11 protein-coding genes are annotated in these 14,591 nt (G+C 42.3%); 7 read left to right on the top strand and 4 right to left on the bottom strand.

All coding sequences use genetic code 11. The features are described 5' to 3' along the window. Positions 1-124 precede the first annotated feature (124 nt). From L4C39_RS02200 to L4C39_RS02190, 3 genes are all read right to left on the bottom strand, one after another. Positions 125-2,428, bottom strand: a complete 2,304-nt coding sequence (locus L4C39_RS02200) for an EAL domain-containing protein (protein WP_371711492.1) — start codon at positions 2,426-2,428, stop codon at positions 125-127. Between the two features lie 269 nt (positions 2,429-2,697). Next, a complete protein-coding gene (locus L4C39_RS02195) occupies positions 2,698-3,555 on the bottom strand; it encodes a PA4780 family RIO1-like protein kinase (RefSeq protein WP_017054434.1) in 858 nt (285 codons plus the stop codon). Between the two features lie 140 nt (positions 3,556-3,695). Continuing rightward, complete coding sequence (locus L4C39_RS02190) at positions 3,696-4,187, bottom strand: peptidylprolyl isomerase (RefSeq protein WP_429744149.1); 492 nt, start codon at positions 4,185-4,187, stop codon at positions 3,696-3,698. A gap of 232 nt (positions 4,188-4,419) precedes the next feature. On the opposite strand from L4C39_RS02190, the gene L4C39_RS02185 reads away from it, so the two are divergent. The 3 genes from L4C39_RS02185 to L4C39_RS02175 all read left to right on the top strand — a co-directional run bounded on the left by L4C39_RS02185 (position 4,420) and on the right by L4C39_RS02175 (position 8,011). After that, positions 4,420-5,010, top strand: coding sequence for a LemA family protein (locus L4C39_RS02185; RefSeq protein WP_429744147.1), 591 nt, complete (start codon positions 4,420-4,422; stop codon positions 5,008-5,010). Continuing rightward, complete coding sequence (locus L4C39_RS02180) at positions 5,010-6,938, top strand: M48 family metallopeptidase (RefSeq protein WP_429744145.1); 1,929 nt, start codon at positions 5,010-5,012, stop codon at positions 6,936-6,938. Before L4C39_RS02185 ends, L4C39_RS02180 begins: the two co-directional genes overlap by 1 nt. 278 nt (positions 6,939-7,216) lie before the next feature. Then, entirely contained in the window at positions 7,217-8,011 is a 795-nt protein-coding gene (locus tag L4C39_RS02175) for an EAL domain-containing protein (RefSeq protein ID WP_429744143.1), read from the top strand. 149 nt (positions 8,012-8,160) lie between these two features. Here L4C39_RS02175 and L4C39_RS02170 read toward each other — a convergent pair whose 3' ends face one another. Next, a complete protein-coding gene (locus L4C39_RS02170) occupies positions 8,161-9,411 on the bottom strand; it encodes a DEAD/DEAH box helicase (protein WP_113800148.1) in 1,251 nt (416 codons plus the stop codon). 210 nt (positions 9,412-9,621) lie between these two features. Here L4C39_RS02170 and L4C39_RS02165 point away from each other — a divergent pair, with 210 nt between their 5' ends. From L4C39_RS02165 to L4C39_RS02150, 4 genes are read left to right on the top strand one after another with little or no spacing between them, the layout of a single operon-like run. Continuing rightward, positions 9,622-10,770 carry an efflux RND transporter periplasmic adaptor subunit gene (locus tag L4C39_RS02165; RefSeq protein WP_429744141.1) on the top strand — a complete coding sequence of 383 codons (1,149 nt, stop codon included), beginning with the start codon at positions 9,622-9,624 and terminating at the stop codon, positions 10,768-10,770. Further along, positions 10,763-12,064: a TolC family protein gene (locus L4C39_RS02160; protein ID WP_113800151.1), complete on the top strand. Its 1,302-nt coding sequence runs from the start codon at positions 10,763-10,765 to the stop codon at positions 12,062-12,064. The genes L4C39_RS02165 and L4C39_RS02160 overlap by 8 nt, the downstream gene beginning before the upstream one ends. Further along, positions 12,061-13,305, top strand: a complete 1,245-nt coding sequence (locus tag L4C39_RS02155; protein WP_113800153.1) for an ABC transporter permease — start codon at positions 12,061-12,063, stop codon at positions 13,303-13,305. Before L4C39_RS02160 ends, L4C39_RS02155 begins: the two co-directional genes overlap by 4 nt. Continuing rightward, entirely contained in the window at positions 13,305-14,588 is a 1,284-nt protein-coding gene (locus L4C39_RS02150; RefSeq protein WP_429744138.1) for an ABC transporter permease, read from the top strand. The genes L4C39_RS02155 and L4C39_RS02150 overlap by 1 nt, the downstream gene beginning before the upstream one ends. Positions 14,589-14,591: the final 3 nt, after the last annotated feature.

Here is a 14,591-nt window from a genome sequence, read left to right as displayed (position 1 = left end):
ATTTTGTTTAAGTGAACAGCATCGCTCACTCAACTTCACAAGAGCGATACTAAAACACCACATGATGGCAAACACGAAATATATGTCTCAATGAGTCCCTGAGAAAAATACCAAAAGGTAGTGCTTACTTATTTTTGAGAACTGGCTGGGGCTGTGAGCTCGGAGACAATATCGCAAGTTGTTCTGATATGTCATTAGCGGAAACGGGTTCGCTAAATAGGTAGCCTTGAGCGATGTTGCATTTCAGCTCATTAAGAATATTGAGTTGTTCTTCCTCTTCAATACCTTCGGCAATTACTTTATAGCCTAGTTTATGCGCCATATCGATAATTGAACCAATTAATAGATGCGTTTTGTCATCAGATAAAAGATCATCGATAAAGTACTTATCAATTTTTAAGTAGTCGACATTGAGATGTTTTAGCGATGCGAAAGATGAGTATCCAGTCCCAAAATCATCAATAGCAATAAGTACACCGATCTCTTTTAATTTCTTAAAGGCTGAAATATTTTGTTGTTGAGTTTGGTCGATCGTTTCAGTGACTTCTAATTTTAAGTTTTGCGGTGCTATCCCTGTCTCTTCAAGCACTCGTTTAATCAATGGAATGAAGTCATCATCAAGGAAATGACTTGGCGAAACATTGACGGCTACGATTAAGTGAGGGTTTCCCGCTTTTATCCAAGAGACGGTTTGAGTGCATGCTTTTTTTAATACGCTTTCAGTCAATGGTTTAATCATGCCGATTCGTTCCGCAATTGAAATAAATTCAAAAGGTGAAACTTGCCCAAGGTGAGGGTGATGCCAGCGTGACAGAGCTTCAACACCAATGAGTTTACCAGTTAGGAAATCAAATTGAGGCTGATACACCAAAGATAGCTCATTGTTATTGATAGCGTCTCTCAAAAGCTGTTCTACTTGAAAGCGATACTCCGCTTTGAGCAATAGATCTTCATTGTAGAAAATATAGTGGTTTTTGCCGTAATCTTTAGCTGAATATAGTGCAATATCAGAGGCTTTTAATAGTGTTTTCAGATCGGAACCGTCATCGGGATAAGTCGAAATTCCGATACTGCAAGTTTGAATACATTTGCGGCCCGCAAGAGATGAGGGCATAGATATAAGCTTTAAACACTCTTTTGCAATAGATTCTGCATTTGAATTATTACCTTGCTCCTTGATGATAAGGCAGAATTCATCCCCACCTAGACGAGCATGACAGCATACATTCTCTTTTAACGCAGTGAGTCGAGTTGCTATTTGTTTGAGGTGCTGATCGCCCACATCATGCCCTAAGCTGTCGTTAATATTTTTGAAACTATCAAGATCGATATACAAAAGGCTGAAACGTAGATCATGTTCTTTTGATTCAATGATAAGTTTTTCGAGTGCTTGATAAAAATGGGCACGGCTAGATAACCCGGTAAGTTCATCGACAAAAGCTAATGATTGGATGCGTTTTTGATTCTGATCTCGCTCCATGACAATCCCCGTCAGCATGGCAGCAGAAATAAGATCTTTAGACTCTTCATCGTTAGGTACTGCGGGGTGATCATAGTACATGCCAAATGCACCTAGGACTTCACCAGAGGAGCTTTTTACTGGTTCAGACCAACAGCACCGCATTCCATGAGGTAGGGCGACATGCTTAATTGCAGCCCACTTGGGATCCGTTTCAATATTAGCAACTATGACTCTTTTCCCTGTGTATGTAGAGGTCCCGCAAGAGCCAATATTAGGCCCAATTTTTAAGCCATGAACCGCATCACAATACTCTTTCGGCAAGCTAGGTGCTCCGCCGTGAAGTAGTATATCGCCTTCAAGTTCTAGCATTGAACATCGTAGCCCTGCATGCCTGCTTTCATATAGCAGCCCAATCGCGTTATAGATTTTTTTAGCTGGCTCACCTTTGGCAATCATCTCCAGAATTTGGTTATGACTTTGAGTGAAGGTTTCAGCATGTCGCTGTTTGGAAATATCTAAATGGTAACCAATAATATTGGTAGGCGAACGGTCAGAGTTTCGAATTAATTTAATGGCGCAAGAATGCAGTAGGACATAGTAATTATCTTTGTGAATCATCCGAATTTCAGTTTCATAAGAGAGTGATTGACCTGAAATATAGGAAAATAATTTTTCTAAAGTGGGTTCTTTGTCATCGGGGTGAATTAATTGAATCCATGTATCAAGAGTATTACTCAGCTCATGATCATCGTATCCCAGCATTTTTTTCCAACGGGGGGAGTAATAAATTTCATTTGTTTCTAGGTTCCAGTCCCATAAGCCTTCACTAGCATTAATCAGTGAACGAGTAAATCTATCTTGGCTGACAATTAGCTCAGTTTTCAATTGTTCATTTGTTTTCTGAATGGACTCAAGTTTACTTTGAAGCTGATTAATTTGTTCTAATAATGGGAGACTGGATGTCATATTGACTCTCTTCATTTATTGCATAGATAGGGAAAATAACGACGACTAACCCTTTAATTATTATTTTATCATTGTAGCGCTCTTTCGCGCTTTATAAAGGTTCGAGTGTGAATTATAAGCACTTCATAATGTAAATTGGAACTTAGATTACAGTTGGTGTGAAGATGAAGGTATTAAAGAAAGGTATGATGTTTTTCAAATGAAATGCGAGTAGAAAAATTGAGAGAGTTTGCTGTCATAACGGGTTATAACAGCAAATAAGTCATTATTTAAGTAGTAGATTCCGCGTCACTGATTCGTTCACGGCGTTCTTGCTCTTCATAATAGGCGGCTTCTATTTCATCTAAAATACCATCAACATCAGCGCTAGTGGTATCTTCTTCGAAAAGACCTGTAAGTTCGGTATCAGGAGTAAGAAGCCCTTTTTCGTATAACGCCCACATCTCTTTTGCATATTGCGTCGCCGCGAGTTGAGGAGCAAATTGAGCATAATAGCTCGTCATGTTATTCACATCTCGTGCTAGCATTACTTCTGCATTATTATTAGCCGATGCATCTACTGCTTGAGGTAAGTCAATAATCACAGGGCCGTACTCATCAACGAGAACGTTAAACTCGGATAAATCACCATGTACAATTCCGGCACACAGCATACGAGTCACGTAGACCATCATTTGAGCGTGATCTTCAAGAGCTTGTTCTTCAGACATCATGACATCATTAAGGCGTGGAGCAACGTCACCATCTTCGTCTGTAATGAGATCCATCAATAGAACACCATCAAAACAGCCGAAAGGACGAGGGACTCTAACTCCAGCTTCTGCGCATTTATATAACGCATCAACTTCAGCGGTTTGCCAAGCTTTCTCTTGCTGAGCTCGGCCATATTTCGAGCCTTTTTCCATCGCTCTACCACGACGGCTATTACGGCTTTTTCGACCTTCTTGATATTGTGCGGCTTTTTTGAAACTGCGCTGACTTGCTTCCTTATACACTTTGGCGCAGCGAATTTCTTCACCACAAAGTACTGTGAATACGGAGGCTTCTTTACCACTCATTAATTGACCGATAACATCGTCAACAAGACCGTCGTCAATTAGTGGTTGTATACGTTTTGGAATTTTCATCGCGCCGTTATACCTTACTTAGACTGTTAACGATATATTTTTAATGAGTGATAACTTAATTAGCGGTATGTTTGTACCGTACCATTAGGTTTAAGCCACTTCATTAATGATGTTCTGTTAAAAAGTGAGCAAGAGTAACACTATGAAATGGTCACTTTTTCTATGATGATAGGCTCGCAAGGCACATCATCATGCCCGTGTTTAGACGTTGTTTTTACTTGTGCGATTTTATTGACCACATCCATTCCCGCCATGACGTCACCAAACACGGCGTAGCCCCAGCCTGCATTCGTTGTGGCAGTATGATCAAGAAAATCATTATTGTCTAAGTTGATAAAAAACTGTCCCGTAGCGGAATGCGGGGCATCGGTACGAGCCATTGCTAGAGTACCTATCATATTTTTACGGCCACGATTCGCTTCGTTTACAATGCAGGCACGAGTCTCTTTCTCATCCATTTCGTGAGTAAAACCACCACCTTGAATCATGAATCCTTTAATCACTCGGTGAAAAATAGTGCCAGTATAGAAGCCATCTTGGCAGTATTTTAAGAAGTTTTTTGAGCTTATAGGGGCTTTTTCTAAATCAAGGTTAATCTCTATATCGCCGACATTGGTGGTGAAAATAATCATGGTTTTATTACTGCATTAGAGTGGAATTTGGTAGCAAAGTATACGCAATTACAACCCTGCATCATAGATTGATTATGAGATGAGGTCGCGAGAAGAATCGGAGCATAACTTTTTCTGTTTATCATTATTTGACTAACTTTAAGACTTGATCGTGATTTTATAGATTGCGGATGCATATAAGCTAAATAGCTGTTATAAAACTGATTCATTTAAATAAAATATGGATAGTAGTATGACTGCATTGATTGTATTCGTTGTTATTTTAGTGCTTTTGGCTGTTTATGCGGTTTCGGTTTACAACAAACTGGTCACGCTGAGAAATCGTTTTAAGAATGGCTTTTCTCAAATAGAAGTTCAGTTAAAGAGACGATATGACTTAATCCCCAACCTTGTTGAAACCGCAAAAGGTTATATGGAGCATGAAAAAGAGACCTTTGAACGAGTGATTCAAGCGCGAAATCAAGCCATGTCAGGTCTTAAAGCGGCAAGTGAGAATCCAGACAGCGAAAGTGCGATCAAACAGTTAAATCAAGCAGAAGGTCAACTTCAAGGTGCGCTAGGAAAGCTGAATATTGTCGTTGAAGCTTATCCTGAACTCAAAGCAAATGACACAATGGCAAACCTGCAAGAAGAGTTGACGAGTACTGAAAACAAAGTCGCTTTTGCCCGCCAAGCCTTTAATGACTCAGTGACCACTTACAACACCTATAAACAGACATTCCCACCTCTATTTTTTGCCAATATGTTTAACTTTCAAGATGGTAAATTGTTGGAATTTGCAGAGAGTGAAGCCATGCAAGCGGCACCTAAGGTGAGTTTCTAATGGATTTCTTCCAACATCAGGAAGAAGCAAGGAAAAAAACGGGGCTACTTCTTTTTTTACTCGTTTGTGCCGTATTGGTGATAAGTGTCATTCTCAGCGCTGTTATTGTTATGGCGCATGTTCAGGTTTCTGGTGACAGTGTCACTAAGTCTGAAATGATTCGTTATGGATTGATGTCTCTTGGTGGTGTAACCCTGGCTGTGCTAGGTGCGATGAGCTTTCGCTTGATCGAGCTTTCTAATAGTGGAGGTCAAGGGCTGGCTGAAAAAATGGGCGGGCGTTTACTCTCATCAAACACCGCAAACTCCCAACATCGGCAGCTATTGAATGTTGTCGAAGAGATGGCTATCGCATCCGGAATGCCAGTGCCTCCGGTTTATTTACTTGAACATGAAAAAGGGATCAATGCATTCGCTGCGGGGTTGAGTGTCGATGATGCTGTTATCGGTATTACGCAAGGCGCACTAGATAGCTTTAATAGAGAAGAGACACAAGGCGTTATTGCTCATGAGTTTAGCCATATACTTAACGGCGATATGCGATTGAACATGCGTTTAATGGGGCTCTTATATGGCATTACATGTTTGGGGCATGTTGGCAGTTTTGTGTTAGATACTTCACGATACCGCAGTTACAGTCGATCAAGTTCATCGAATTCAAAAGACAGTGGCGGAGCACTGATTTTGATTGGTATTGCTTTTATGCTTGTCGGTTGGGCGGGGACACTATTTGGTTCAATGATAAAGGCGGCGATATCTCGTCAGCGTGAGTTTTTGGCCGATGCAAGTGCAATTCAATTTACTCGTAACGATCAAGGTATTGCGGGTGCGCTTAAGAAAATTGGTGGTCATTCTGAGCAATCCTTATTAGCGTCAAGTGATGCACAAGAAGCGAGCCATATGATGTTTGGTCAGAGTCAGCTTAAAGGGTTTAATAACTTATTTGCGACTCACCCACCATTAGAGAATCGTATTCAGCGAATTGAACCACAGTGGGATGGCAATTTTATCTCTCCACGGAAAAAAACAGATCGGAATAATGAGAGCCGTGAACAAGCGAAGTCTGCTTCTCAATCTAACCGTGACAGAGTGCTAAATAGTGAGATGTTAGATTCTGTTGTGGTTGGCGGTTCTGTTGCGGTAGGTGGTTCTGTTTTGGCCAATGGTTTGGTTGCCGAAGATATCGGTGACATTGGCCAGAAAGTGATTGCACAATTCCCTGATGAATTATTGGGATTTGCAAGGGAGCCATTTAGTGCGCGTTTCATACCGTTGCTTCTGATCTATGATCGTAGTGATGAACAACGGGATATTATTGCTCGCCATATTCCTATGGGGTTATGGGGTAAAATATCACCATGGTTAGATTATCAAGTCCCCTCGCATTTGCGGTTATCGCTTTTAGAATTATCAATTCCAGCGCTTAAATCGATGAGTCCTCCTCAAATTGAAAAGCTGCTTGATGTATTAAAGGCTCTTGCGGATACCGACAATGAGTATTCGATTGATGAGTGGTGCGTGGTTAACTTGGTGGAGAAGTTACTTTTACCTGTTCAAGGCCATGTTAAACAAAATAAAACGCTGACTCAGATAGAAGAAAGTACTCGGTGGGTATTGAATGAATTGGTTTGGGTTTGTCACAGCAGTGAAGCCGAAGCGAATCATGCTTTTACTCTGGCTTGTGAGCATATTCAGATGTCCAAACCTGAATTAAAAGCCAAGAGCGCGAATTGGGATCTGACCAAAGTGGCACTGCAACTTTTAGTTCAGCTTAAACCATTGCACAAGCAGGCATTCTTAGAGGCTTGTCGTCTTGCTATCGAGTCTGATGGGGTGATTAATGTCGATGAGGCTGAGTTATATCGAGTGATTGCGTGTTTCTTAGAAGTGCCTGTATCTCCTCTTACCGTGACAGAGAGTGAAACATAGATTCAAATTGAAACGAAAAAGACACCTAGGCAGGCCCTAACAAGCCTGCCATTTTTTTAGTTTTTTATGTGATGAGTATGCAGGGGGAAGCATCTAGCTTTGTGATCGCTCAATGTTGGTTTGTCTATAGTTTGAGCGTTGTCGGGCTGAATTTTAATCAAAATAAAGTATGGGATATTGAATGAGTGAGCTGCTTACAACTTCTTACGAATCTAGACCTATGACATTGACAATTGTGTTAGGCTTTTTGTATCTGCTTTTATTGAGGATGAGTGCCAATGGGGTTTGAGTACGACTATATAAAGATACGCGATAAAGTTGAGAAGCTCATTAGGCTCGACGAAGCTGGCTTTGCATACACTGTGCATCATGGCATGTCTTTCAATAGTTTTTATCAACCTATTTATGACAGAGATATGGAAGTCTATGGTGTTGAGGCTTTAGTTCGAATTTCTGACTCTCAAGGGAATCCAGTTAGCCCTTACGACTATTTTAAATCCATAGAAGGAGATGATGAAGAGTCAATTTTTTCCACATTGATGTGCTCTGCGATTCATGTCATCAACTTTTCACGCTCTATCTATAGAAATAAATGTATATTTATTAATGTAGCCCCTCCAATTTTTGAACTTGTCGCAAACGATCAAACCGCGATTGATAGTTTATTAAAGAAATTAGCGCTATTGCAGTTAAGGTCTGACCAAATCATTTATGAGATTATGGAATTTGAAGGGCGCGATAAGAATCTTGCGATAAGCGGCATTCGAGCTCTGGCAAAGAGCAATATCAGAGTCGCAGTGGATGATTACGGAACGGATCACTCGACCATTTCGCGCGTTAAAATCATCCAACCTGATTTTTTAAAACTGGATAAAAGTATTGTGGATGTCCCTTTTCCTGATGGAAAACAAGAGCTGAAACATGCGGTGGGGTTGGGGCGTGATGTGCAATCACTGGTGATCGCTGAAGGTATTGAAACTCAAGACATACTAGATAATTGCTTGCAATGTAATGTCGATCTATTTCAAGGGTTCTTCCTATCTCGACCTCATAAGACCCCACTTGCTATGTAATGGATTCAACGACTAACTTAGCGTCATTTGATTAGCGTAGGGGTTTAATTAAAGTAAATACCTAATCAAAAAATACTGAATTAAAGTCGACGCTGAGTTAGCGGCCTTCATCGTAGTGAATCAGGCCATTGCATATTTTTAGCGACTGGTTAGCGATCCGTTTTACTTTTAAATTGTTTGATGCTGCGCTTTTTTGCACTTCTTCGATTAGCTTGCTTATCTCTTGGTGCGCGCTTCCTTTCCCCTGAATTGCTGGTGGTCGGTTTATCTGTGACCGGGAACCCGTCTAGTTCCGATAACGATAACTCACGCTTCGTCAGAGATCGGATTGCATTTAGTGCCTCGCTTTCCCCATGACAGACTAATGAGATGGCTAAACCGCTTTGGCCTGCTCTGGCTGTTCTTCCTACTCGATGCACGTATACAGGCGCACTAAGCGGTAGGTCGAAATTGATCACTACAGGCAGTGCTTCTACGTGAATGCCACGAGCTAGGACATCGGTTGCAATTAGCACTTGGATTTTAGTAGATTTGAAATCGTCTAATGTCTGTTCTCTCACTGCTTGATCTTTATTGCCATGCAGAGCCGCGACAGATATGCCTGCTTTGGCCAGTTTTTTTGTGAGATTATCGGCATTGTCACGTGCACTGATGAAGACTAACACTTGCTTCCAAGCACTTTGCTTGATTAACGAAAGTAAAGCTTGAGTCTTGCTTCCTTTATTAACCAAGTAGAGTTGTTCATTAATCTCTTCTACAACGCTGTTTGCTGTGTGTGCTTCAAGTTGTAGTGGTTCATCCAATATATCCATTGCAAGAGATCGTAAATTGTCAGGCAATGTGGCTGAAAATAGAGACGTTTGACGAGAGACAGGCATTAAGCCAAGCAGTGTTTGGATATCAGGCCAGAACCCCATATCGAGCAGTCGATCCGCTTCATCTAATACCAGTTGAGTCAGTGAGCTGAGGTCAACATGCTTCTGTTTAACAAGATCCAATAAGCGACCTGGCGTTGCGACGATGAGGTGAGGATTTCGATCCATTTGTGCGATCTGCTCCTCTTGAGGTATCCCTCCGCATAGCGTGACTAAGCGAACACCAACCGTTTGAGCGCTCTTTTGCAGCGAATCACTCACTTGTACAGCAAGCTCTCTTGTCGGGACAATCACTAATCCCTTAACCCCAAGCTCAGATTCATCTTTTGAATGGCAAATCAGTTGTTGCAGTAACGGCAACCCGAATGCCAGGGTTTTTCCACTGCCCGTTTGCGCTAAGGCAAGCACGTCTTTTTTCGTCAAAGTGGCCGTAATGGCTAACTCTTGGATGCGTGTGGGAGTATTGATCGATGAAGGCAAGGAAGCGATAAGTGCCGGGTTCAATGCGAGTTCAGAAAAAGTCATAGACTTATGCCATTCAAAAGGAAAGTGCGCAGAGTCTAAACAGGCTATCGGGATAAGTAAATGACGTTTCTCTCTAGGAGTACAAAACAGTACAAATCCATACATACAGCGAGATATGAAGGGAGTAATATTGCTTGAATTTCATCAATATCGACCCGAATTCTGATGTTTGTTCAGCATTATTGCCAACATCATTTACTTACATAGAATATGGAATACACCATGAAAAAACGTTGGGCCTTCATCGCATTATTTACAGTATCGCTTGCCGGAGTTGGCTATTACTTTACCGCACCATCTACGACATCGAGTGATGTTCTTCCTACTATCTCAGCCACATTAGGCACCATCAAAAAACAAGCGGTTGCGGTTGGAAAAATTGTCCCTGCTCATTCTATTTCTATTAAGTCTCAAATTGATGGCATTGTTGGAGAGGTTTATCACCAAGTGGGGGATGAAGTTACCGTAGGCACCCCTCTTATCAAGGTGCGACCGAACCCAACGCCTACTGCGCTAACACAAGCTAATACAGAGCTCATGCGAAGTGAAGCTGAACTAGAATCGGCACAACAGAAGCTTGAAAATTTAAATCAGTTGGTTGCGCAAAATATCATCCCGAAAAACTATGGCGAATACATCCAAGCAAAGTCGAACGTGAAATCCAGTTTGGCTGATGTTCAGCAGAAAAAGCAGAACTTTGATTTGATTAGAAGCGGAGAATCATCGGTTGGTAACTCAAAGTTAACTTCGACCATTACAGCGCCAATAAACGGCACGATTTTGAACTTAAAAGTCGAAATTGGAGAGCCAATTATTTCGACGGAATCGAGCCAAGAGGCAACCGAAATGATGTCTATCGCAGATATGCAGGATATGATTTTTAAGGGAAGTGTGAGTGAGCATGATGCGGCGCAACTAAAAGTCGGGACATCAGTCAGCGTTACGCTTGCACCTTACCCTGAAATTGTTATGCAAGGTGTTTTAAGCAAAGTAGCGGTGCAGTCTGAAACGTTAAACGGCACAGTATCAAACGGATCTCAAAGTTTTGATAATGGCTTCCAAGTTGAAGTTGGCAATATTCAATTCCCACCAGAGATAACCATTCGATCAGGTTTTTCGGCTACGGCTCAGATCACACTAAAACACGCGACAGATGTGGTTACAATCCCAGAACGCGCTTTGAATTTTGATGGAGAGCAACCTGAAGTATGGATCCCTGATGAGTCAGCAATCGGGTATGCCCCTCGAAAAGTGACGCTAGGTCTATCTGATGGAATCAGTGTAGAAGTGCTTTCAGGGCTAGGGAGTGGAGAGTCGATCATTGATATCAGTATGATGATGGGAGATCCAAATGCGTAAATTTAACATCAAGGCTCAAGGTTGTTGCACTGTATTCACTGGTCTGATGGTCACCGCTTTTAGTTTATCGGCTCATGCAGTTTCCATTGAACAGGCATGGCAAGCCGCAAAATATTACGACCCTACTTACCAGCAATCACAATTAGATGAGCAAATAAGCGAAGTTGAAATACGATCAAGCAAAAGTGCGCTATTGCCGAGTGCTGAGATCACTGCGAGTAGTCATTGGACGGATTTAACCGGAAACAATGGAGGCCGTGCTAACTCTAATCGTTATGGTATCAGCTTAAATCAAACCCTATGGGATAGCAGTAAATGGTCGGAACTGGATCAATCGCAAGCGTCGTATATTTCGGCTCAACTGAAACGTAAGCAGAGCCACAATGATCTCGCCGCTCGACTGATAAATGCGTATTTAGGGTTAGCTCAGTCTCAAGGTGATCTTCGGTTGTCGCAACAGAAGTTCTCAGAGGGAGAGAAAATGTTGAATATTACTCAACAGCGTTATAACGCGGGTAAAATTCAATCCACTGAACTTGAAGATATGCGTGCTAATCATGTTGATGAACAGGCGGAAATACTCACAAATCAATCAAATGTGGTTGATAAGAAAGCGGTACTGATCTCTTTGATTAATCTCCCATCGGATGTGGTGGACGAAATTGATACAACAGATTTGAAACAGCCTCAACTTATCGTGAAAGGTGAGAACAACTGGCTAAAATTAGCGAGTAACAGCAGTCCGGAATTATTGGCTGCGAAGCAAAATGTTCGAGTGGTAGAGCTGGAGAGTGAAAAAGCAAAAGCAGGGTATTACCCAACGGTAACCGGAAGTGTCGACTACGGTGATGGCAGTAAGCGCGACGGTGAATTCAGTGCCAGCTTAAATTTGAGCGTACCGTTGGACTTGAATGGCGCGACGAGTTCAAATGTTGATCGTGCAAAGTTGCGAGTTTTACGCGCAAAAGAGGAAGCGAGATCGGTAGAAATCGGTATCAAAAGTACAATTTCAAATCGTTATTCACAGCTATCGATTGATTGGCAACGTGTTGAAATTGCGCAGCAGCAAGTTGAATCTCGTGAGCGAGTGCTAAAGAGTAAACAGGTCGTTTATGCTGCGGGAATGGCGGAAGCATCGGATGTTATTGATGCACACAATCGCTTGTTCTCAAGTAAGAATGCGCTGCAATCATTACTGTATCAATACTGGCGTCATCGTATTTCATTGCTTCAATCTGTGGGCAAATTGGATGATAAAACCATCATTTTGATTTCGCAGGCGCTAGAGTCATGATTGCGCTTTTGTCTCAGACCTTTCAAACCTTATTCGCGCATCGATTACGCAGTTTTCTCGCAATCCTTGCCATCATGTGGGGTGTTATTTCTGTACTCGTTTTGGTGGGTTTAGGTGAGGGATTCTATCAAACGAATACGAAATCTTTTGCATTATTGATGAGCGATACGCAATTGATTTTCCCCGAGCAGACGACAAAGCCTTGGCAGGGGTTAGCTGCAAGGCGAGATATATCTCCCACAGAAACAGAGATGCGACAATTACTCAACCCTTCGATGAATAATGCGACATCGAAGCAGTCACCAATACGAAATATTTCAGTGGTTTATGGTAAATGGGACGCAAGCGTCACGGATATACAAGGGCGGACATTACCTGGCAACGTCAGTGGGATTGATGATCAATTTTTAAAATTGCGAAACCTCAAATTAATCAAAAAATCACGCGCCATCAGTCGCAGCGATTTATCTAATCACAACCGGGCTGCCGTGATAGGTTGGCAACTCGCTGAAATAGGCAATTTGAGAATTGGGGGAATGTTGAAAGTTAACGGTATTCCTTTTGTCGTCGTCGGAATAACCGAAAAGAATGAAAATGGTATTTCGCTCAATGATGAAGAGAGCCAAGTCATGATCCCAAGTACGACATTTAATGACTTGTGGAATAGTAAACCCATCATGCTGCTCGTTTCGCCCTCTGAAACCGTTTCGAGTGTGATTTTGCGTAAGAGTTTGCAGTCGTTTTTTGCTAAACAGCAGCACTTTGATCCTAGTGATAAGAATGCGATGTATATGCCTGATTTGGGGAGAGAGGCCAAATTCTTCAAAACGCTACTCCGCGGTATTCAACTGTTTTTAGGTGCGAGTGGTGCAATGACGTTAGCGGTTGGAGCATTAGGGGTTGCGAACATAATGTTCTTATCGGTGACAGAGAGAACACGTGAAATTGGAGTGCGTTTAGCGATAGGGGCAACACCTAATAATATCCTTGTGCAGTTCGTTATTGAAGGTGGAGTTCTTGTGGCTTGCGGGACGATTATTGGTATCGCCTTCTCATATGCGTTTATTGCGCTATTAAATTATATCGGCATGCCTGAATGGCTTGGTTCTCCCATGATAACTCTCGATGCGGTTTGGATGTCTTTAGGAGTGATCACCGTCCTTGCTTTGGTTGCCGCCTATTTTCCCGCTCGTCGTGCTTCAAATCTTGTTCCTGTTAATGCTTTGAATGCGAGGGCTTGATGATGCTTCCGATAAGACAAATATTCCAAGAGATGGCAGCAGAAAAGTTACGCTTAAGTCTGACCATTTTAGCCGTCGCATGGGCAACGCTCTGTATTGCGACTATGTTGTCGGCCGGTGAGGGGTTACGCCAAGGATTGATTCGAAGCTCAGAGAGCGGCAGTGGCAAGTTAATATACTTAACCGGTGGTTATGCGACTAAGGATTACGGAAACTTCCATGTCGGAAAACAGCTCAAACTGCACTTTGATGATCTGGAAGTCATTCAATCTTTACCCAGTGTTAAAAGTGTTCAACCGTCTGCTGAATGGAATGCCCGTGTGACATTTGAAGATCACCGAGCATGGCAAAACCCTTTGGGAGTAATGCCTGAGTATCAACGTTTAACCGGCTTGAAGATTACGGCTGGTGGACGTTGGTTCAATCCTATGGATATGAAAGAGCAGCGGAAGGTGATTGTCATGGGAGAAAGTGCTGCGATCTCCCTGTTTAATCAATCAGATGATTTTGACTGGATTAATACACCTAAGTTAGAAGTGAATCCCGTCGGAAAAAAGGTCAAAGTGGGTAGTGATGAGTTTACGGTTATTGGGTTGATTAAAAACAGTAGCGCGAGTGTTGGACAAGGCGTGCCACTCAATGAATCCATATTTGTTCCATTCTCAACTTGGCAGCGCTTTCATCCAAATAGTGGCATCTCAGCATTTAATATCGAGCCTTCTGAACGGGTGAGCCGTAAGCAAGTGGCCACCACGCTCAAACAGGTAATCGCAAGAAAGTATGGCGGTAGCATTGAGGACGAACAGTTGATTCAAATTAACGATATGTTACTGAGGCAAAAAACCATGCGTCGCTTTTTAATCGGCTTACAAAGTTTTTTAGGCATTATTGGATTGGTGACGCTAGGGGTGGCTGGAATTGGCATCGCGAATGTTATGTATGCGACGGTTAAGCGTGCGACGAGAGATATTGGACTCAGAATGGCGGTAGGAGCAAGCCCTTCAATTATTAGAGCTCACTACCTAGTTCAAGCACTTCTTACCATGTTATTGGGGGGCGTTTTGGGCTTACTGGCCACTTTCGGTTTGGTCCGAATCATTCAAATTCTACCTTTGTCTGGCAATGGGTTATATGACGAACTTGGTCAGCCAACCCCCGAACTCTCTTTGCCCATTATTGGTTTGGTTATTCTTGCATTGGGCATTGTAGGCGTTGCCGCGGCATGGTTTCCTGCCAATCGAGCGGCAAGTATTACACCTTTAGAGGCATTACAAAGTGAATAAAGA

Source organism: Vibrio clamense (genome assembly GCF_050337905.1).
In the GTDB taxonomy this organism is placed as follows: domain Bacteria; phylum Pseudomonadota; class Gammaproteobacteria; order Enterobacterales; family Vibrionaceae; genus Vibrio; species Vibrio cortegadensis.
The sequence above is the reverse complement of the archived record's forward strand: the minus strand, read 5'-3'. Positions and strand labels throughout refer to the sequence as shown.

Coding starts and splice junctions, on each gene's coding strand:
- L4C39_RS02200 (WP_371711492.1), bottom strand. CDS start 2,428: ATGACATCCAGTCTCCCATTATTAGAACAAATTAATCAGCTTCAAAGT.
- L4C39_RS02165 (WP_429744141.1), top strand. CDS start 9,622: ATGGAATACACCATGAAAAAACGTTGGGCCTTCATCGCATTATTTACA.
- L4C39_RS02180 (WP_429744145.1), top strand. CDS start 5,010: ATGGATTTCTTCCAACATCAGGAAGAAGCAAGGAAAAAAACGGGGCTA.
- L4C39_RS02170 (WP_113800148.1), bottom strand. CDS start 9,411: ATGACTTTTTCTGAACTCGCATTGAACCCGGCACTTATCGCTTCCTTG.
- L4C39_RS02185 (WP_429744147.1), top strand. CDS start 4,420: ATGACTGCATTGATTGTATTCGTTGTTATTTTAGTGCTTTTGGCTGTT.
- L4C39_RS02175 (WP_429744143.1), top strand. CDS start 7,217: ATGGGGTTTGAGTACGACTATATAAAGATACGCGATAAAGTTGAGAAG.
- L4C39_RS02150 (WP_429744138.1), top strand. CDS start 13,305: ATGATGCTTCCGATAAGACAAATATTCCAAGAGATGGCAGCAGAAAAG.
- L4C39_RS02155 (WP_113800153.1), top strand. CDS start 12,061: ATGATTGCGCTTTTGTCTCAGACCTTTCAAACCTTATTCGCGCATCGA.
- L4C39_RS02190 (WP_429744149.1), bottom strand. CDS start 4,187: ATGATTATTTTCACCACCAATGTCGGCGATATAGAGATTAACCTTGAT.
- L4C39_RS02160 (WP_113800151.1), top strand. CDS start 10,763: ATGCGTAAATTTAACATCAAGGCTCAAGGTTGTTGCACTGTATTCACT.
- L4C39_RS02195 (WP_017054434.1), bottom strand. CDS start 3,555: ATGAAAATTCCAAAACGTATACAACCACTAATTGACGACGGTCTTGTT.